This is a genomic window from Rickettsia endosymbiont of Hedychridium roseum (assembly GCF_964028255.1).
Taxonomy (GTDB): Bacteria; Pseudomonadota; Alphaproteobacteria; order Rickettsiales; family Rickettsiaceae; genus Rickettsia; species Rickettsia asembonensis.
This window is the reverse complement of the sequence record NZ_OZ034753.1, coordinates 1,172,742-1,192,435: the sequence shown is the minus strand read 5'-3', so window position 1 is coordinate 1,192,435 and position 19,694 is coordinate 1,172,742. Positions and strand designations below refer to the sequence as shown.

The window sequence follows — 19,694 nt, the reverse complement described above, 5'->3', positions numbered from 1 at the left end:
ATTTTAAAGCTAATTAAAATCTTTTTAGCTGCAAATTATAAGATTTTTTTGAAATATGAATAACTATTCCGGCAAAAACCTTATTAATTTTTGCTAAAAAACCTATTTAATTATCAATTAAAGCTATTTTGTTAACAGTCCCATAGACCATTATTATCACGCATTTATAAAAATTTAAGACGTGAATCCTAAAATTAATGTTACTAAAGAAATTTTTGATGTTAAACTAAATGATTATATTAATTATTTTTAGATTTGGGGATAAATTATGATGAAGTGTGATTTAAGTACTAATTATACATATTATATGTTAGAGGGGCTTAGAGCACAAATTGCTCCAATACATTTAAGTATAAAAATCCTGAAAGAGGTGTATGAACATGAGTCTCTAGAGGATAATGGGTTTGCAAGAATTATGCATTCTTATTTAACGCTTTGTGAACGCATGACTAGAAAATATGAAAAACCCGAATTTAATATTCTTGAAACAATTATTGATGATAAAACCTATAACATTAATGAAAAAGTTATACTAAAAAAGTCTTTTTGTGAACTAAGGCATTTTCAGAAAATAGGTTTTAAAAAAGAATTACCTAAATTATTAATAGTAGCACCCATGTCGGGGCATCACGCTACTTTACTTAGATCAACCGTACAAGAATTATTACCGTATACCGATATTTATATTACGGATTGGACGGAAGCAAGTTTCGTGCCGCTTGAAGCAGGGCATTTTGATATGGATGATTATATTGATTACGTAATGGAGTTTATCAATTTTATAGGACCGAATGTTCACACTATGGCAGTTTGCCAACCTACTGTTCCACTGCTTGCTGCCATTAGCTTAATGTCGGAGAGTAATAGTCCAAATGTGCCGAGTTCGATGATTTTGATGGGCGGACCTATTGATGCTAGAAAAAAACCTACAGCAGTTAATGAATTTGCTCAAAGTAAAAGTTTAGAATGGTTCTGCAAAATGGTTACAATGCAGGTGCCGCCAAACTATCCCGGTCATGGAAGAAAAGTATATCCCGGCTTCCTCCAACTTGCCGGCTTTATGAGTTTAAACTTATTCCGTCATATAGATTCACATTTAGAATTATGGCAAAGTTTATTAAATTCTGATTATAAAAAAGCTGATCATACTATTAAATTTTATGATGAGTATTTAGCAGGTATGGATATGCCGGCAGAGTTTTACTTACAAACTATAGATGAAGTATTTCAACAATTTTCGTTAGCAAGAGGTAAATTAGTTTCTGAGAAGCGTCCGATTGATTTAAAACATATTACTAAATGTGCTTTACTTGGTATTGAAGGGGAGTTAGATGATATTGCAGCGGTAGGGCAAACAAAAGCTGCTTTAAAACTTTGTTCAAATATACCTGAATCAATGAAAAGATACCATTTACAAAAAGGGGCAGGGCATTATGGTGTATTTGCGGAAGTAAATTTAAACAGTTTATAGTACCTATTATCAAAGATTTTATCTATGATTTTGATAAAACTAATTTCAAGCAATCTAAACTTAAGGCAGTATAAAAATAGTTATTGCGAGGAAATTACGTAAGTAATTGACAAAGCAAGAAAGAAAAAAAATTCTGATTTACAGAATTTTTTTGTTATTTTTTTTGGATTGCCACGCTCCTTGCAGTTGCAGCCTTGTTGCATGGCTCGCTTATGTCATTCCCGAGTAGGCGGGAATCCAGAAAAAAAGTATAAATACAGCAAGTTTTTGAAATTAAAAGCTCGATATATCTCGCTTTATGCTGGATTCCCGCCTACTCGGGAATGACACCGAGGGCATTTTTTGAGCTGTGCAACAACGCCGGCTTGACCACAATATCCATAAAAGTAACTTAAAATACTAAAATTTTAACTGGATCCCGCGATCAAGTTAGCTAGGATGACACTGGAAAAACTGCTCCACGCAACAAAGCCCGAAAGTGGAGCCTTGTTGCATGGATCGAAAAAATACGCTCGGTGTCATACCGTGGCTTGACCACGGTATCCAGAAAAACAACTTGTAGCGTATATTATTTGTCTGTTTTTCCTGGATCCCGTGGTCAAGTCGTGGGATGGTAGAAGAAAAGCCTATCCATGCAACAACGCCCGAAAGCGGGGACCCAGGCTAAAAAATCTTAATTTTAAAGATTTTTTATTATATCGTTTTTTTAAAGATAAAGCTTTCAAAAAAGCTTTAAAGTACTGGATTCCCGCTTTTGCGGGAATGGCATAGAATAGAAATTGTCCGGTACTATGGGCTTGACCACGGGGTTTAGTTAAAAATACTAATGTTGTTGGTATTTTTAGTTATTTTTCTGGATACCGTGGTCAAGCCACGGTATGACAGAGGTGAAATTGATTCATGCAACAAGGTCTGTAGTCGCTCGTAATGACGTGGTAGTATCCACGCAACAATGCCTTGCTGGAACGATATAGCAGCCATGTAACAAGACCATAATTAAAGGAGAAGTGTGGTAATCTAATAGGCTCTGGATATATAAGTGTGTAAATTCTAAAATAGGCATTAAATTCGCCCATCAAATTTTATCAAAAAGTGAGCCATGTCCTCTCCCCAATTTTGGATAGGCATATTTCATTTTCGCGTAATATAGTCAATTGTCAAGTACAAAGTCTTAAATACAGAGTCGTCGTTAGGAAAACCCCTTTTGTTATTAGTAACCTTGCGTAATTGACTATTTAAACCTTCGATTGCATTGGTTGTATAAATGATACGCCTAATCACTTCTGGGTATTGTAAAAAAATTATCAAATTTTGCCATGATTTTGCAATATGTGGGTACTGTTTGCCCCATTTCATATCAAAATCAGATAAGGCAGTAAGTGCTTCATCCTCAGTGATAGAGCTGTATACTAGCTTCAAATCTGCTGCAAGTTCTTTACGATCTTTATAGCTTACATATGACAAACTATTTCTGATTTGATGTACAATGACAGCTGATGCTCAGTTTGTGGATATACTGCAGATACCGCCTCACTCATGCCCGTTAGATTATCGCTACAAGCAATTAAGATATCTTTTAATCCCCTGTCTTTCATTTCAGTAAAATTATTTAACCAAAATTTAGCTCCCTCATTCTCGCTAATACACAAGCCTAAAATATCTTTCCTTCCGGTTAAATCTACACCTAAAGCTACATATACTGCCTTATTGATAATTCTCTTATCTTGACGTACTTTAACTATAAGTGCATCAAAATATACTATAGCATATATGGCTTCCAGAGGCCTATTCTGCCAACTCCTGACCTCATCCATAACATTATCGGTAACCCGACTAATAAGGCTTTCACTGTTCTCTGCACCATATAGCTCATGAATCTGAATCTTAATGTCAGAGAGGCTCATCCCTTTAGCATATAAGGATAATATCTTCTGATCTAATCCATCAATCCTAGTCTGACGCTTTGGCACTAGTACAGGAGAAAATTCAGCATTTCTATCACGTGGTACTTCAAGTTCCAATACTCCACCTTCAGTAATTAGGCTTTTTTTGCATACACCATTTCTACTATTGTTAGTCTCTATCCTGCCATATTTGTTATAGACAAGATGCTCATCCATCTCAGCTTTTAAGGCTCTTTCAAATATATTTTTAGTTAACTGCTTTAATATCCCGTCTTTGGCAAAAAAACTCGTTAAATCAGTATCTTTATCTATTAGCAAATCTACTGCTTGTTTTATCTTCTCTTGGTTACTGTTACTCATGTTATTCCTGATAAATTATATTATTGTTAATATAACCTATCCTAGAAATTTACACACTTAGTGAGACAGCACCCGGTAGGTAATACGGTAATTTTTACACTGTCAATCTTATTGGCAATTTTCTTTAAAATTATTATTTTAAAGTTAAATATTTCGATTACCTCTCCTTGATTTGGAATTCTAGCAATTTTATGGATTATTAACCCCGCTATAGTATTTGCATCCTCATCCGATAAATTCCAATCAAGTTCTCGGTTAATATCTCTAATAGTCGTAGTGCCTTTTATAATGAACTCGGTATTAGACTTCTTGATAATTTCATTATTAAGTCTATCATGTTCATCGGTAATAGGTCCTACGATTTCTTCTATAACATCTTCAAGAGTAATAATTCCCTGTAAATCACCATATTCATCTACAACACAAGCAAAATGATTATTACGTTCTCTAAATGCATGTAGCTGATCTACTACAAGTGCATTCTCAGGGATAAACCAAGGTGGAGTTAGAAGTTTATTAATATCAACTTTTTTTGCATCATTATTATTTTCGTATAATGCTTTAAGCAAATCTTTTAGATTGAGAATCCCTATTATATTATCTCTATTATCTTGCCATAAAGGTATACGTGTATGAGCACCCGATAATAAAGTTTTAATTATCACTTCATGAGGTAGGTCGATATTAAGGGCTATAATACTACTTCTGTGAGTCATAATTTCCGATACCGTCATATTACGTATATCTAATATTCCGCCGAGCATATTACGATCGGATTTATAAACTCCGCCTTCTTGGTGGTAATGCTCAATCACGCCTCTTACTTCTTCCGTTCCTGATATTTGAGGATTTAAATTAATACGAAATATGAAGCAAAATATTTTTGTAATGTAATCAAGAGCAATATTAATAGGTTTGAAAAGCTTTAAAAATATTACGATAGTTGAAGCCATTTTTAATGCTAATTGTTCAGGTTTAGCAACGGCTATTACTTTCGGTACTACTTCGGCAAAAACAATAATTATAAAAGCCATAACGCCGGAAGCAACAATGGGTCCGTTATCTCCAAGAAAGCTAATAAAGAGAGTAGTAGCAATAGTAGTACAAACAGTATTGATTAGGCTATTACCGATTAGTAGGGTTCCTATGACCTTTTCTTTTTTCTTTAGAACCTCTAAAACTGTTTTAGCACACTTATTACCGGCAATTTTAAGCTTATGAATCTTCCCTGGCGAGGAGGCGGTAATAGCAGTTTCGGTAGCAGCAAATAAAGCAGATAAGGCAATCATTATTATAATAACGATCACAAGTATGGTAGTCATTTTTGTTAAATATAAATTAACTATAAATAATTATATTAGGAATTAGAAATTTTGCCTAATGTTTTTTTGTATACTCAGGTAGAATTTCAAAAATTGGCTACGTCGTTCTACAAGAGCTGTGGTACTCACTTATTTAAGTATACGCTCCGCTCCGAGGACTTTGAACTCCTTGCTCTTTTTAAAGTTGTATCAAGTATACTACTTATTCTTATAAGAGTATATTAGAGTCGTCTAGAGTGATCATTTGTTTTTTGATTCTTCACTAATTCTTGAAATTTATTACTTGATTGCTGTACAGAATTTGTTTTTGGTCTCACGATTTCTTGTGCTTGCTGTTGCATTAATAGAGTATTAGCTTGAGCCTTTCTTAAATTTATACCTTGTCCTTTAGATTCTTCAGTAGTTAGAATTTTTTGACCTTTAGAAAATTTTATTGCACTATCGCATACGAAAACCCCGCAATCATAAGCGTTTTCTTGTTGTTTGGTGTTTAGATCTATTATTTTTGCACCGGGGTAAACTTCGTTAATATATTCTGTTACTTTTGGACGAGTTTCTAATGGCTCACCATAGGGGTCATTATAAATAAAGTTTATATTACCTTTATCATCTTTACTAGCTGCCAAGAGTAACCAATGTTTATGTCCTGTATTTAGTGGTATAATTGCAGATTTGTTATCTAATAGTAACCCCTCTCCTGTAGCATGAAGAGTATCTTTTAGTATTTCCGGCTCTTCTAAAGAGGCGTGATGAAATATAGAGAATTTATTCTTATCTATATTTGCTTCCAGTATATTTTTTATATCATCTTCAGTGTATAAATACTCAGGTTGTTTTATATTTTCTGTATTGTAAATACCGGCTTGAGCCTCAGGATCTTCAGTATTTATAACCGGTGATGATTTTTTTTCAGGTATTTTTGGCTCTATTAGCGATTTAATTAATTGTTTTTCTGCTTGCAGAGATGCTTCATACATTTTTTGTGTAATTCCTAGTTCTTCCCATGGTTTTGTATTACTCACAGAAGCTTGTTGCTCAGGTTGAGTTATAGAAGGGACAGCAACTACTTGCTGTTCTTGCGTCATTGCTTCCGTAGTTGGAGTTGTTGATTCTTGAGTTTTAGGTTCTTCTTTGTTGCCGAATATTGTTTCTTTAAAACTAGTTACTATATCTTTAAAATAGTTAAAAACTCTTCTAAAAAAACCTTGTGGTTGTGGTTGATTTTCTTGTATAGGTTCATATGATGTTGTTTGTTCTTTTTGTATATCCTCAGCTCTATCCTTCATAACTTTCTTTGTATTAAAATTAAAGTCAATAGGATTTACCTCAGCTTTACCTAAATCTTTTTGAAATTGCCTAGATATTTGTGATACATATTTTTTAAAGTTTTCAGCAGCATTATTTGGATCTTTTAAGATTTCATTAATTTCAAGTTTCAATCCGTAAATTTGATCTTCAGAGGTAATACCAAATTTAGCAGTTATAAGATTTGTTGCTTCATCCGTAGAGATAGGCCAAGTTTCTATAATTACTCTACCACCTTGATTTTTAGCTGTTTTTATTAGTTTATCTAATTTTGCTTTGTCAGGTATCGTACCGGAGAGCAACTGGTCAATTTCACGAACATATACAAGATTGTTAAAAACAGATGTTACTAAACTTATATCCGTAATTGTAGTGGTTTTATCTTTTGGTACTATACCATCGGCTATAGCTAAATTTTGATCTGCTTCATTTGTGAAAAAAACATGATCAACTTTTTCCATAATTTGCTTCCAATAAGCTTCCAGCTCAGGATTTTGGGTTAATGAATTATATTGATCAAAAGTAATAGTAGTTTTTATATTTAAATTTTGCGAATTAATTAAATCTTGTACCCGAAAAATTGGTTTTACATTATTATTGTTAAGTTGAATGTTAAAAATCGGTGTTTTGCCCTCTTTGCGGGATTTTTCTAAGATTTCCGAAAAAATACGTTCTTTATCGGATATATGTGATTCTTTATTAACTTGAAGCGGGATAATAGGTAGTTTATTTTGAGCTTCCTGATTGTTTATTCTTTCTAATATCTGATCTTTATTGCCAAGTAAAAGAGTAAATATAATAGGCTCAGCCATTACTAACCTTTATTAAAAGAATATTAGGTTCTGTGAAAATTTCTAATTGATTTAATATTTTGGGATATTTTTTAGCGAAAATTAATAAGATTTTTGATAGGATGTTATTCATATTTCAAAAAAATCTTATAATTTGCAGCAAAAAAGAGCCAAAATTAAATCTTTTTAGAAATTTTCACAGAATCTATATATAATTATTAGAATTTTTGAGCTTTAAATCAAGCTATATTTAATAATCCGTGCTTTAGCTTATATAATTTATCCATTTTATGTGCTAACTCATGGTTATGTGTTACCATAATAACTGCGGTGTTTTGTTCTCTTGCTACTTTTAAAAATAAATTAAATACTTCATTTGTAGTTTTGGGATCTAAATTACCTGTCGGTTCATCTGCTAAAATAATTTTTGGCTTATTAATTAAGCTCCGAGCTATAGCGACCCGTTGTTGTTCTCCTCCCGATAATTCTCCGGGCATATTATAGAGTTTTTTCCCAAGTCCTAAATCATCTAATATCTTTGTTGCATCTTCTATTGCTTCTTTTTGATCAAGACCGCTAATAAGCCTTGGCATAATAACATTTTCAAGAGCGGTAAAATCTTTAAGTAAGTGATGTTGTTGATAGATAAAACCTAAATAATGAAGACGAATGAGATGATATTTTTGATACTTGCTATTTGGTATGATGACTTGACCGTTTGTAGGTTTATCAAGCAAGCCGGCAATATGCAGTAAAGTTGATTTGCCGCTACCTGAAGAACCTATTATAGCGATTAATTCACCCTCATTAACCGTTAAATTAAGATCATCGAGTACTCTAACAATAGTTTTGCCTTGGCTGTAATGTTTCGAGATATTTTTTAGAATGAGGACTGTATTATTCATATCTTAGGGTATCCACGGGATTTAATTTTGAGGCTCTATAAGAAGGATAAATTGTCGCAAGAAAACACAATATTATAGATAAAGAGGTAATTAAAATAATATCCTCAGCTCTTACTTTTGAAGGTAAACTATAAAGAAAATAAATAGCTGCCTCGAAAATTTTAGTACCGGTTATACGCTCCAAATAATTCTTGATAGTTTGAATATTATAAGAGAAAGTAACACCAAGGATTACCCCTAGTGTTGTGCCAAGTAATCCTATAAACATTCCGTTATAGATAAAAATAAGCATTATTTGCTTAGTGCTTGCTCCCATAGTTCTAAGAATTGCAATATCTGAAGTTTTATCTTTAACAAGCATAAATAAGCTTGAAATAATATTAAATGCGGCAACCGTAATAATTAAAGATAGAATGGTAAACATAGCCGTACGTTCGACAGCAAGGGCACTTAAAAACTGTGAATTTAAGGTTTGCCAATTAAATACGTATAGGTTTGGACCTAATAATGATTGTATTTTATATGAATATGCAAGAGCTTTATCGGGATCTAGACTATTAATTTCGATTAAATTAATATCGTCTCCGAGAGATAAGAAATTTTGTGCTGCGGTAAGCGGCATTAATATCGTTGTCAAATCATAATCATACATACCGCTATTGAAAATTGCTATAATTTTAAATTCTTTTGATCTTGGCATACTGCCAAAGGCGGTAGAAACTGAATTTGGTGAAATTAATCTAATCTTATCCCCAATTGTTACGCCTAAATTACTTGCTAATTGTTCTCCGAGTGCTATTACGTTTTTGCCGTGAAAATCATCAAAACTACCGAAATTTACATTTTTAAAAATTTCATTTCTTAAACTTAGATCCTTTAATTTCATACCTTTAACAAGCACGCCGCTATTATTACTTTTACCGAGAGCCAAAGCTTGACCGTGAGCGATGAATGTTACATGCTTTACATAATCTTGTTTTAGGAGTTTAGCTTTAATTTCTTCATAGTTATCAATACTACCGCCTTGCCGATTTATTACTATATCCCCATTTAAGCCGATAATATTTTTAGTAAGCTCTATATGAAAACCGTTCATAACGGACATGACTACTATTAATGCTGCAACCCCGATCATTACGCCTACTAAAGAAAAGGCAGAAATAATAGAAACAAATTTTTCGTTTTTCTTAGCTCTAAAATATCTGAAAGCTATCTTGAAAATAAAATTGTTATTGATCATTTTTTTATTTTTTCTTACATCCGTTTCTAGGTTATTCCTAGTTAAAGGGGGGCTCCCGCATGGTTCGTTTATGTCATTCCCGCGAAAGCGGGAATCCAGAAAAAAGCGAGATAAATCGAGCTTTTAATTTTAAAAACTTACCTTGTATGCATCTTTTTATTACTGGATTCCCGCTTTTGCGGGAATGACATCGATTCTTAAGTTGACACCTATGTGGGATGACACTGCTGCCTCTACACTCTATCAGAAATCTCAAAGACTTTATCGTACTTAAATAATTTAGGTAATGTTATTAACCCAAATAGCGTAACAATGGATATAGTAATGCCAAGAGGGGTAAAAGTACCGTTATATAAAAATCCTACTAATTGCAGCCCAAATGCTGTTAAAATCAATCTAGCCGCAGTAAACATAGCCGTCATTCGAGCTTTGCCGTCCGGAATAGCTTCTAAAAGCAGCGGCCATAATATGTTAATCGGATATATCACGCCAAGAGATAATAATAAAGTAACTATTGTTATAGTTAAAGGATTATTAATATTATATATAACTAATATACTATTTCCTAGTAGGAATAGTATTATAAATATAACTCCAAAATAGAAGCAATTTCTAATACCAAATTTTTTAAAACAATAACCGCTTGAAAAGCTCATAATTGAGAATAGAGCCGCCATTGCTCCTTGATAAAGTCCGAAATATTCTAAAGTTACACCTAAATCTTGCATATATAAAATAGGAGCAATCCCAATAAATATCCAATATCCTTGTGCAAGAAATATCATTGTAAGTATATAATATATAGCTTTTGGCGATTTGAATATAGGTATATATTCTTTTAAGGAAATACGTATTTTTTTATTAACTTTTCTTTTCGGAATAAATAATATACCAAGAATTAGACTAATCAAACCTACTATAAGCAATAAAACAAAATTACCACGCCAGCCCCAAAATAAATTGACGTAGCTACCTATAACCGGTGCTATTGCCATAGAAAGGGCAATAGTGCCGTTTAAAATGCCCATTAATCTTTGCTGCTCTTGTACTGAATAAATATCGGCAAGAACAACATATACTAGCACTGCAACCGATGATATCCCGCATCCTTGCAAAAATCTTCCAAATAATATAGCTTCATAATTATTTGCAAATACACAAAATAAACTACCAAGATTAAAAATCAGTAAACCGAGTATAATAATCGGTCTGTGTCCGTACCTATCTCCTAAATTACCGACTATAAGCGAAGTAATACAATAAGCGGTTAGATTTACACCGAGTAGTAGTTCCGTCATAAAAGTTGAAAGGTTGAATGTATCTTGTATTTCAGGGAAGCTTGGAACGAATAAATCTATTTCCGCTCCAGCGAGTATTTCCATGATTATTACGGTAATAAGTAATTTCATAAGTAATCGTTAGTTTTAGGTTGTTTTAGCAAAGTATTGTTGAATACAAAAGCCTGCTCGATGTCATCCCAGTAATAGGCTTGTGTTATTGCATGGCTTGTTTTATGTCATTCCCGAGTAGCATTGTTGCGTGGATATCGATGTCATTCCTGCTTTCGCAGGAATCAAAAAAAATAGTCTCATTATTGACAAAATAAACCTAAAAAAACAAGTTTTTTGTCGGTTTTACTGGATTCCCGCTTTCACGGGAATGACATAAAGAGTATTTACCGATCCACGCAACAATATTTTTGCAGGCATGACACAAATAAGGATGCAGGAATTACAGCAAAGCCACACAACAAATTAGCTTTCTATATTCTTATAGCTTACAATAATTAGTGTATTATTTTACTAAAGAAAGAATAAATGAATATTTATACTCGTCTAGCAATTTTTATTTATCAATGAGTATATACATGACGCGATAACAGGAAGACTGAAAGGAAGTGAAAGTAGAAACTTTTAGTGATATATGTTAAGAATAATTATTCCTAACATATGGGACTATTAACAAAATTCTTTTTAATTATCAATTAGAATTATTTTGTTAACGGTCCCCTATCAATTTTAAAAATCAATTAAAATATTACTGATTAATTCCTAAAGCTTGTTTTTGAGCATCGGTAGTATTCTCCATTACCCACTTTTGGACATCAGGACTTAACATATTATACTGATCTGCTGTTAAACTAGCAACCCAAGCTTGTTGATCGTCAGTACTCATAGCTTGTATTTGGGTTGTTGTAACTGAAGCTGGGTCAGGCATTTGCATTGATGAAGCAAATACTGGGCTTGCGAAAGCTAGAATTAATAAAATCTTTAATAAATTTTTCATTTTGTAAACCTTTTTTGTTTTGTAATTACGATTATAACAAAGCCACAGCAGCTTTCAAGCTAAATTATATTAAACATTTAAATTTTTTTATACTATAGAACTTTTATTGTAACAAATATATCAATTATCTACTCGATGAATTTCAAAAATTGGCTACATCGTCCTACAAGGACGAAGGTACTCACGTATTAAGTAACGGCTTTCGTTCCTCGTCTTGGGGACCTATTACTCTTTTTGAAATTGATCTTCGTATACCTATATATTTTATATTGTTAGTTGTTCTCTGCAAATATTACGATAGATTTCTGAATTTTTAGATAAATCATTATGTGATCCTTCAGCGACTACTCCTCCTTTATCTATCACTAGAATATAATCAGCTGATTCTATACTACTAATCCGGTGGGCAATTGATATAATAATTTTCCCTTTCATTATTTCTTTTATAGATTCTAGTAATTTCTGCTCGCTCATCGTATCTAAAGCACTCATTGCTTCGTCAAGAAGTAAGATTTGTGGTTTACGTAGTAATGCTCTAGCAATAGCTATCCTTTGTTTTTGTCCTCCTGATAACCTAACTCCTCTCTCACCGGTTTTAGCATTGATACCGTCATGAAGTTTAGCAGCAAATTCTTCTATTCCCGTAATTTTTATTATCTCATTTATTTCGTCGTCGCTTGCTTGCGTATTACCGAATATAATATTGGACCTTACAGTGCCGGAAAAAATGTTAGCTTCTTGGGGAACATAGGCAATTAATTTACGAATTTCAGCAGGATTTGAAAGAGTTATATCTTGATTGTTAATAAGGATAGTGCCGCTTTCTTTCCGGTAAAAACGCAGCAGTAACTGCATCAAGGTACTTTTGCCTCCGCCTGATCTGCCTACAATACCGATAAATTTGTCGGCATTTATCTTCAAAGACATATTATTAATAATCCTTAAATTAGGTCTTGAATGATAGGTAAAATCGACATTTTTAAATTCTATCGAGATTGGATCGGAATTATTTAATTCTAAATAACTATTATGTGTTATAGGAGTCTTATCTATAATTGTAATTATTCGCTCTAGTGCGGCGAGTGGTAGATGTATTTCACTTAATAGTTCAAAAATACCGCCGCTACTAAAGCCGGCAATAATAGCATAATAAATAAACGAGATAATTTGCCCGGCAGATAAATTTCCTTTAACTATATCCGAAGCTCCAATCCAAACAACTAAAGTAATTGCAAGAAATATAATTGCTATTGAAATCGCAAAGAATAAAGCACGAATTTTTAAACGGGTTTTGCAGTATATTAAATAGCTTTGTAGTTTAGTATCAAAATCGGTAATTTTATTTGTTTGATTGTTAAAAGCATAGATAGCTCTAATATTATTAAAAGTTTCATCAATATCCGACGCTAAAAGTGATTTAGATTCTAGAGCTTTTTTAGATAAAGCCTTAACATGTTTGCCAAATTTAATTAAAGGAATTAATAAGATAGGAATGGTAATAATTACTATAGAAGCGAGCTTAAAACTCTCAAAAAACATTAAGGTAATGCCGCCGATTAGCATCACTGAATTGCGAATAAAAAAAGATAAGAAATTAACTATGAGAGTAGATATTTGATCTATATCATTTGTTAGGCGTGAAATTATATCGCCGATTTTTAGTTCTTCAAACTCTTCAATTTCATAATTAATTAAATTACTATAAGCTTCTTTTCTTATTTGATTAACTGCCTTTTCAGCAACATTATTGATAAAATATGAACGGAAAAAACTAGCAATACTTAAGATGATAATTAATAAACAAATATATAATATAGATTTATCAACCGATAAAATATGGTCTTGGCTTAAGCCGTTATCAACTAAATTTCTAAAAACACTACCGATTAGTAATAATGAAGCTGATACGCTAAGTAAAGAAATCATAACGATGATCAAGTCTTTTTTATAGAACTTTAGATACTTAATCAGTCTATATGAAAGTTTGATATCCATAAGAAAAAATGTCATGAGCTATGCGACTATAGGCGCTGTTGTATGGCTCGAGAAAAGTGTTCGATGTCATTCCTGCGAAAGCAGGAATCCATCATAAAGCGAGCTTTTAATTTCAAAAATTTGCTGTATGTATGTTTTTTTTGGATTCCTGCTTTCGCAGGAATGACAAAAACCGAGCCATGCACCAACGCCACGACTGCAAGGAGCGTGGCAATCTCAGGGTGTTTATACTAGATTGTCGCGTCGCTTCGCTCCTCGCAATGACGGCAACAATCCCAAAATATGGGGCGAGTGACGGGTTTCGAACCCGTGACCCTCAGAACCACAACCTGATGCTCTAACCAACTGAGCTACACCCGCCATAAATTAACAACGTAAATTTAGATTATCAGAAGGATTTAGTCAAGAATATTTAGGAGTAATAAGATTTATTTTTGGAAAATACGTTTTATATCGACTTATATCTCGTGTTAATAAGTCTATCTTTAATATACTTGCATGAGCACCAATAAAAAAATCCGGTAATATTGAATTTTTAATGCCACCGTTCAATTTATATTTTTGAAAGGCTTTGCCTGCTAAAAACAATGCTTCTGTAGACATGGGGGTAAGTTTAAAAAAATTTTCAGTTATTGTAGCTTCTAACTCTTCTATTCTTTTGAACCCAATTGATATTTCAGTATAAATAATATCATTAATTATAAGTTCATGAAATTGCGAAAGTAATTTTATTTGATCTGAAGACCACTCATACCAATTATTATCAAAAGTTATAATATCTAGTATTATATTGCTATCGACTAAAATCATGATCTAGTTAATTTCATTATTTCATCGGTAGACATATTTGATGTACTCTTACCTGATAATTGTTGTATTAATTTTATACCTCTTTGATTGGAATTTTTTTCTTTTTTAATAAAAACTCCATCTTTATGTAAAACGAAAGAAATTTCAGTATTAGGCAGCATTCCTAATTTACTTCTGATATTAATAGGTATGGTAATTTGTCCCTTAGTAGATATTTTCATAATTATAAAATAATTTTATCATTAGAATTATAGTATACTAAAAGTAAGAAATTTACAAGTAAGATTCTTACCCTACGTTTTTTAATTCTTGAATAATTTTTTAGTTCATAATTTTATTTAATTACAATATAATTTATATATAGACAAACTGAATATACAAGATGAAAACAAATGACGCATTTGACGGGTTTACTATAGAGCTTTTTAAAGATACGGATGGAGATTGGCTAGCAAGATTTGAAGAGCTACCGAACGTATCGGCTTTTGGCAATTCGCCTGAAAAAGCACTACAAGAATTACAACAAGCTTGGACTTTAATGAAAGAAAGTTACATAAGTCATAATCAATCTATTCCTTTAGCACCCTTTAGGAAAGAGTATAGCGGGCAGTTTAATGTTAGAGTAGATAAACGTGTGCATCGAGCTTTAGTACTTGAAGCACTTAGAGCAAAAATTAGTTTAAATGCTCTAGTATCTCAAAAATTAACTTTATCGGTAAACAATGAAAAAAGTAGTTATTCTAGTTAGCGGTGGGGCAGACTCTGCTACGGTTCTTGCAATAGCAAGAGAAATGGGGTATGAAATTCATGCTATGAGTTTTAATTACGGACAACGTAATAATGCAGAGCTTCGGAAAGTTAAGGAGCTTATAAAAGAATATAACGTCAAGCAGCATAAGATTGTTGGTATAGATTTACGAGCTTTTGGTGGTTCTGCTTTAACTGATGATAATATAGATGTTCCGCATTATCACGATGTAAACGAACTACCTGAAGATGTGCCGGTTACTTACGTGCCTGCTCGTAATACGATATTTTTAAGTTATGCACTAGGGTATGCAGAAGTAATAGGAGCAAAAGACATTTTTATAGGTGTGCATACAAGCGATTCGGCAAATTATCCTGATTGTCGTCCTGAATATATTAAATCTTTTGAAAAAATGGCAAATTTAGCAACCAATATGGGAATACAAGGTAAAAAAATTACTATTCATACGCCTTTAATTGATATGACTAAAGAGCAAATAATTAGAACCGGTCTCGAACTTGGTGTAGATTACAAAAATACTATATCATGTTATGAACCTACTGAAGATGATTCATCTTGCGGTAATTGCCTTGCTTGTATGATAAGGCTTTATGCTTTTAAAAAGAATAATATACAAGACCCAATTAAATATGTATGATAAATACTGCTTGTATTTCAAGAATTGCTCTTTCATTTTATCAAGGACTCGTGATGCTCACGTACTATGTGTACGCTCCGCTCACTCGCCTATCAAAATAAAGAGCAATTCTTGAAATACAAGCAGTATAACGACTTGAAGTATTATGATAGATAGAGGATATTTATATGCTCCTTTTCCTGTACTTGATTTAGAAAATATAGTACTAAGGGAATTAGCGAAAAGTGATGTACAAGATTATTTTAATTATATGAGTAAGTCGGAAATGGCTATTTATATAACTGATAGTAATAGACCTAAAGACTTAGAAGAAGCTAGAGAAGAAATACGTTATTGGTCTAGTTTATATAAAAATCATAGAAGCTTTTATTGGGGAATTGCCCTTAAAGACGATAATAAATTGATAGGTACAGCAGGGTTTAATATAATAAATCTAGAGCATCATAGAGCAGAAATAAGCTATGATCTAGATCCTAGTTTTTGGGGTCAAGGTATGATGTTAAAATCTATAAAAAATATATTAAAATTTGCTGATTATATTGGTATTATAAGAGTACAGGCAACAGTAATTACTGATAATTTTCGTTCAATTAATCTTCTTGAGAGATGTGGTTTTGCTAGGGAGGGAATCCTTAAAAAATACGAAATAGTTGCAAATGAGCATAAAGATTATTATATGTATGGTAGGGTTATATGAATTGTACTGTCATCCCGTGGACCCGCCACGGGATCTCAGGACGTAATCTGTATAACAAGATCCCGTGGTCAAGCTCATAGTACCGGACAGTTTTTTCTATGTCATTCCCGCGTAGGCGGGAATGACATAGAAAAAACTGTCCGGTACTATAGGTCAAGCCGCGGGATGACAATGAGTATAAACATAAAAAAGAAAGTTAATGGTAATAGAAGCTGATAAAAAAGAATTGATTTGTTCGTTTTGTAGTAAAAAACAACATGAAGTAAAAAAACTAATAGCAGGTCCTGCGGTATTTATTTGTGATGAATGTATAGATTTATGTACGGATATTATGAAAGAAGAAAGTAAAGTTGCGTTAAAGCAAATTACTTCTTCAATTCCAACGCCGCAAAAAATATGTGCAATTCTAAACGATTATGTAGTTGGGCAAGACCAAGCTAAAAAGATTTTAGCAGTAGCGGTTTATAACCATTATAAGAGACTTGAATATGTACAATCCGGCAATAATGACGTTGAGCTTAATAAGTCGAATATTTTATTGATCGGTCCTACCGGTTCAGGAAAAACTTTACTTGCTCAAACGCTTGCTAAAATTCTAGATGTACCTTTTACTATGGCAGATGCTACTTCTTTAACGGAAGCCGGTTATGTCGGTGAAGATGTTGAGAATATATTACTACGTTTATTGATAGCAGCTGAGTTTAATATAGCAAAAGCACAAAAAGGTATAATTTATATTGACGAGGTTGATAAAATTGCCCGTAAATCGGAAAACCCTTCCATTACTAGAGATGTATCGGGAGAAGGCGTACAACAGGCACTACTTAAAATTATGGAAGGAACTGTTGCTTCCGTGCCTCCTCAAGGTGGTAGGAAACACCCTCAACAAGATTTCGTACAGTTAGATACTTCAAATATCTTATTTATTTGCGGTGGTGCTTTTATGGGGATTGATAGCATTATAACCGCAAGAACTAATCATAGTTCTATAGGTTTTGCAGCTAACGTAAATATAGATAAAGAGAAAAATAATAGTGAGATTCTTAAATCTCTAGAAATTGAAGATTTAACTAAATTCGGCTTAATTCCGGAGTTTATCGGTAGGTTACCTATCGTTACGACTTTAGACGAGTTAGACAAAGATGCTTTAATTACAATTCTAACTAAGCCTAAGAATGCTATAGTAAAGCAATATCAGAAACAATTTGAGCTTGATGATGCTGAGCTTGTAATTGAGAATTCTGCACTAGAAGCTATTGCTGAAAAAGCTTTAGCTAAAAAGACTGGAGCAAGAGGGCTTCGTTCAATACTTGAGCATCTTTTGCTTGATAGTATGTATAAAGTTGCTGAGCTAAAAAAACAGCGTGTTACTATTACAAAAGAGGTAGTTAACGGCTTAGTAGAACCGATAATGACCTCTCTCATTTCTACAAAATCAAACAAAAAACAACCGATTATTGAAGATATACCGGCGTAGATATTGTTTTCTCTCTATGTAATTCTTACGGGCTTGCCTGCGTGTATCGAAAAACGTATTCGGTGTCATACCGTGGCTTGACCACGGTATCCAAAAAACAGCTTAAAGTACCAATAATTTTAGTATTTTTAACTGGATCCCGTGGTCAAGCCTATAGTACCGGACAATTTTTACTTTATGTCATTCCCGCGAAAGCGGGAATATTTAAATAATTTATAATATTTTTCCGGTAGGGGAGTTCGCTGTTTTAATGCTTCAAGTGCTATATTTCGTAGTTGGATTTGAATCCATACCACCGGAAGCCAACAACAACCACCGGCGATTATGTATCCGATATAAGTTAAGGTAAGCCATAAATCAGAATAATTATAGCCAAGCATATTTACTAATATTATGCCGCTAACTGGTTGAATTATCACAGTTGGAGTAGTAAAAAGAAGATCAGCTATAACTGTAGTGCGAGCTGCGTATGCCTTTGCATTTAAGTCGCCGGTTTTATTTGCCCCATTTCATATCAAAATCAGATAAGGCAGTAAGTGCTTCATCCTCAGTGATAGAGCTGTATACTAGCTTCAAATCTGCTGCAAGTTCTTTACGATCTTTATAGCTTACATATGACAAACTATTTCTGATTTGATGTACAATGCACAGCTGATGCTCAGTTTGTGGATATACTGCAGATACCGCCTCACTCATGCCCGTTAGATTATCGCTACAAGCAATTAAGATATCTTTTAATCCCCTGTCTTTCATTTCAGTAAAATTATTTAACCAAAATTTAGCTCCCTCATTCTCGCTAATACACAAGCCTAAAATATCTTTCCTTCCGGTTAAATCTACACCTAAAGCTACATATACTGCCTTATTGATAATTCTCTTATCTTGACGTACTTTAACTATAAGTGCATCAAAATATACTATAGCATATATGGCTTCCAGAGGCCTATTCTGCCAACTCCTGACCTCATCCATAACATTATCGGTAACCCGACTAATAAGGCTTTCACTGTTCTCTGCACCATATAGCTCATGAATCTGAATCTTAATGTCAGAGAGGCTCATCCCTTTAGCATATAAGGATAATATCTTCTGATCTAATCCATCAATCCTAGTCTGACGCTTTGGCACTAGTACAGGAGAAAATTCAGCATTTCTATCACGTGGTACTTCAAGTTCCAATACTCCACCTTCAGTAATTAGGCTTTTTTTGCATACACCATTTCTACTATTGTCAGTCTCTATCCTGCCATATTTGTTATAGACAAGATGCTCATCCATCTCAGCTTTTAAGGCTCTTTCAAATATATTTTTAGTTAACTGCTTTAATATCCCGTCTTTGGCAAAAAAACTCGTTAAATCAGTATCTTTATCTATTAGCAAATCTACTGCTTGTTTTATCTTCTCTTGGTTACTGTTACTCATGTTATTCCTGATAAATTATATTATTGTTAATATAACCTATCCTAGAAATTTACACACTTAGTGAGACAGCACCAGCTGCAAGGCTTAGTGAAACGTCGGTAACATTATAGATTATAATTATTACTAATTATTAAAACTCCCTACTATTTCCTTTAATCCTCTATATATCAAAAAATTCCCTAAATCAATTTAAATTCATTTATTTATATTTTTAGTTAAATTTCTATTGCTTTCTTAAAGCCCTTTATTATGATTCCGTCTATAAGCTCATTTTTAACAAAATGTTAAGATTTATAGAATTTA

At 32.9% G+C, this 19,694-nt stretch carries 19 protein-coding genes, 1 tRNA gene and 3 pseudogenes; 8 read left to right on the top strand and 15 right to left on the bottom strand.

Annotated elements, in window-relative coordinates; genetic code table 11:
- Positions 1-268: 268 nt before the first annotated feature.
- Positions 269-1,545, top strand: a pseudogene (locus AC5587_RS06930) (polyhydroxyalkanoate depolymerase).
- A 127-nt stretch (positions 1,546-1,672) separates the two neighbouring features.
- Positions 1,673-1,798: a hypothetical protein gene (locus AC5587_RS06925; RefSeq protein WP_499162260.1), complete on the top strand. Its 126-nt coding sequence runs from the start codon at positions 1,673-1,675 to the stop codon at positions 1,796-1,798.
- A gap of 483 nt (positions 1,799-2,281) precedes the next feature.
- Here the strand turns inward: AC5587_RS06925 and AC5587_RS06920 are convergent, their stop codons facing one another.
- From AC5587_RS06920 to AC5587_RS06895, 6 genes and pseudogenes are all read right to left on the bottom strand, one after another.
- Positions 2,282-2,452, bottom strand: coding sequence for a hypothetical protein (locus AC5587_RS06920; RefSeq protein ID WP_499163040.1), 171 nt, complete (start codon positions 2,450-2,452; stop codon positions 2,282-2,284).
- Positions 2,453-2,533: 81 nt separating this feature from the next.
- Positions 2,534-3,735: pseudogene (locus tag AC5587_RS06915) on the bottom strand (IS256 family transposase).
- A 41-nt stretch (positions 3,736-3,776) separates the two neighbouring features.
- Positions 3,777-5,057, bottom strand: a complete 1,281-nt coding sequence (locus AC5587_RS06910; RefSeq protein ID WP_499162259.1) for an HlyC/CorC family transporter — start codon at positions 5,055-5,057, stop codon at positions 3,777-3,779.
- Positions 5,058-5,278: 221 nt separating this feature from the next.
- A complete protein-coding gene (locus AC5587_RS06905) occupies positions 5,279-7,174 on the bottom strand; it encodes a YopJ family acetyltransferase (protein WP_499162258.1) in 1,896 nt (631 codons plus the stop codon).
- 218 nt (positions 7,175-7,392) lie between these two features.
- Positions 7,393-8,058: an ABC transporter ATP-binding protein gene (locus AC5587_RS06900; RefSeq protein ID WP_011270562.1), complete on the bottom strand. Its 666-nt coding sequence runs from the start codon at positions 8,056-8,058 to the stop codon at positions 7,393-7,395.
- Entirely contained in the window at positions 8,051-9,298 is a 1,248-nt protein-coding gene (locus AC5587_RS06895) for a lipoprotein-releasing ABC transporter permease subunit (RefSeq protein ID WP_499162257.1), read from the bottom strand. The genes AC5587_RS06900 and AC5587_RS06895 overlap by 8 nt, the downstream gene beginning before the upstream one ends.
- Before the next feature lie 59 nt (positions 9,299-9,357).
- Here AC5587_RS06895 and AC5587_RS06890 point away from each other — a divergent pair, with 59 nt between their 5' ends.
- The gene (locus tag AC5587_RS06890) at positions 9,358-9,486 is read left to right on the top strand and encodes a hypothetical protein (RefSeq protein WP_499162256.1); all 129 of its coding nucleotides are present in this window, start codon (positions 9,358-9,360) and stop codon (positions 9,484-9,486) included.
- A 45-nt stretch (positions 9,487-9,531) separates the two neighbouring features.
- Here AC5587_RS06890 and AC5587_RS06885 read toward each other — a convergent pair whose 3' ends face one another.
- The 6 genes from AC5587_RS06885 to AC5587_RS06860 all read right to left on the bottom strand — a co-directional run bounded on the left by AC5587_RS06885 (position 9,532) and on the right by AC5587_RS06860 (position 14,610).
- Positions 9,532-10,707 (bottom strand): multidrug effflux MFS transporter, encoded by a 1,176-nt coding sequence (locus AC5587_RS06885; RefSeq protein WP_499162255.1) that lies wholly within the window; start codon positions 10,705-10,707, stop codon positions 9,532-9,534.
- A gap of 628 nt (positions 10,708-11,335) precedes the next feature.
- Positions 11,336-11,584 (bottom strand): DUF2673 domain-containing protein, encoded by a 249-nt coding sequence (locus AC5587_RS06880; RefSeq protein WP_011270565.1) that lies wholly within the window; start codon positions 11,582-11,584, stop codon positions 11,336-11,338.
- 264 nt (positions 11,585-11,848) lie between these two features.
- Positions 11,849-13,579 (bottom strand): ABC transporter ATP-binding protein, encoded by a 1,731-nt coding sequence (locus tag AC5587_RS06875; protein ID WP_499163014.1) that lies wholly within the window; start codon positions 13,577-13,579, stop codon positions 11,849-11,851.
- Positions 13,580-13,862: 283 nt separating this feature from the next.
- Positions 13,863-13,939: transfer RNA gene (locus AC5587_RS06870), tRNA-His, on the bottom strand.
- A 42-nt stretch (positions 13,940-13,981) separates the two neighbouring features.
- Positions 13,982-14,389: a type II toxin-antitoxin system VapC family toxin gene (locus tag AC5587_RS06865; RefSeq protein WP_410526962.1), complete on the bottom strand. Its 408-nt coding sequence runs from the start codon at positions 14,387-14,389 to the stop codon at positions 13,982-13,984.
- On the bottom strand, positions 14,386-14,610 hold the full coding sequence (locus AC5587_RS06860) for an AbrB/MazE/SpoVT family DNA-binding domain-containing protein (protein ID WP_045812969.1): 225 nt from the start codon (positions 14,608-14,610) through the stop codon (positions 14,386-14,388). The genes AC5587_RS06865 and AC5587_RS06860 overlap by 4 nt, the downstream gene beginning before the upstream one ends.
- Positions 14,611-14,771: 161 nt before the next feature.
- Here AC5587_RS06860 and AC5587_RS06855 point away from each other — a divergent pair, with 161 nt between their 5' ends.
- From AC5587_RS06855 to AC5587_RS06845, 3 genes are all read left to right on the top strand, one after another.
- Positions 14,772-15,137 (top strand): toxin-antitoxin system HicB family antitoxin, encoded by a 366-nt coding sequence (locus AC5587_RS06855; protein ID WP_499162254.1) that lies wholly within the window; start codon positions 14,772-14,774, stop codon positions 15,135-15,137.
- Positions 15,112-15,795 (top strand): 7-cyano-7-deazaguanine synthase QueC, encoded by a 684-nt coding sequence (gene queC, locus AC5587_RS06850; protein WP_499162253.1) that lies wholly within the window; start codon positions 15,112-15,114, stop codon positions 15,793-15,795. The genes AC5587_RS06855 and queC overlap by 26 nt, the downstream gene beginning before the upstream one ends.
- A 145-nt stretch (positions 15,796-15,940) precedes the next feature.
- The gene (locus AC5587_RS06845; RefSeq protein WP_499162252.1) at positions 15,941-16,492 is read left to right on the top strand and encodes a GNAT family N-acetyltransferase; all 552 of its coding nucleotides are present in this window, start codon (positions 15,941-15,943) and stop codon (positions 16,490-16,492) included.
- Here the strand turns inward: AC5587_RS06845 and AC5587_RS06840 are convergent.
- The gene (locus tag AC5587_RS06840; RefSeq protein ID WP_499162251.1) at positions 16,485-16,664 is read right to left on the bottom strand and encodes a hypothetical protein; all 180 of its coding nucleotides are present in this window, start codon (positions 16,662-16,664) and stop codon (positions 16,485-16,487) included. The two genes, AC5587_RS06845 and AC5587_RS06840, sit on opposite strands and share 8 nt — an antisense overlap.
- A 27-nt stretch (positions 16,665-16,691) precedes the next feature.
- On the opposite strand from AC5587_RS06840, the gene clpX reads away from it, so the two are divergent.
- Positions 16,692-17,969: an ATP-dependent Clp protease ATP-binding subunit ClpX gene (clpX, locus tag AC5587_RS06835; RefSeq protein WP_499162250.1), complete on the top strand. Its 1,278-nt coding sequence runs from the start codon at positions 16,692-16,694 to the stop codon at positions 17,967-17,969.
- Between the two features lie 41 nt (positions 17,970-18,010).
- Positions 18,011-18,181 carry a hypothetical protein gene (locus AC5587_RS06830; RefSeq protein ID WP_499162249.1) on the top strand — a complete coding sequence of 57 codons (171 nt, stop codon included), beginning with the start codon at positions 18,011-18,013 and terminating at the stop codon, positions 18,179-18,181.
- On the opposite strand, the gene AC5587_RS06825 is transcribed toward AC5587_RS06830, so the two are convergent.
- Entirely contained in the window at positions 18,140-18,418 is a 279-nt protein-coding gene (locus AC5587_RS06825; protein ID WP_499163013.1) for a DUF2269 family protein, read from the bottom strand. The two genes, AC5587_RS06830 and AC5587_RS06825, sit on opposite strands and share 42 nt — an antisense overlap.
- 49 nt (positions 18,419-18,467) lie before the next feature.
- A pseudogene (locus tag AC5587_RS06820) lies at positions 18,468-19,391 on the bottom strand (IS256 family transposase); the annotation flags it as partial.
- Positions 19,392-19,694 lie beyond the last annotated feature (303 nt).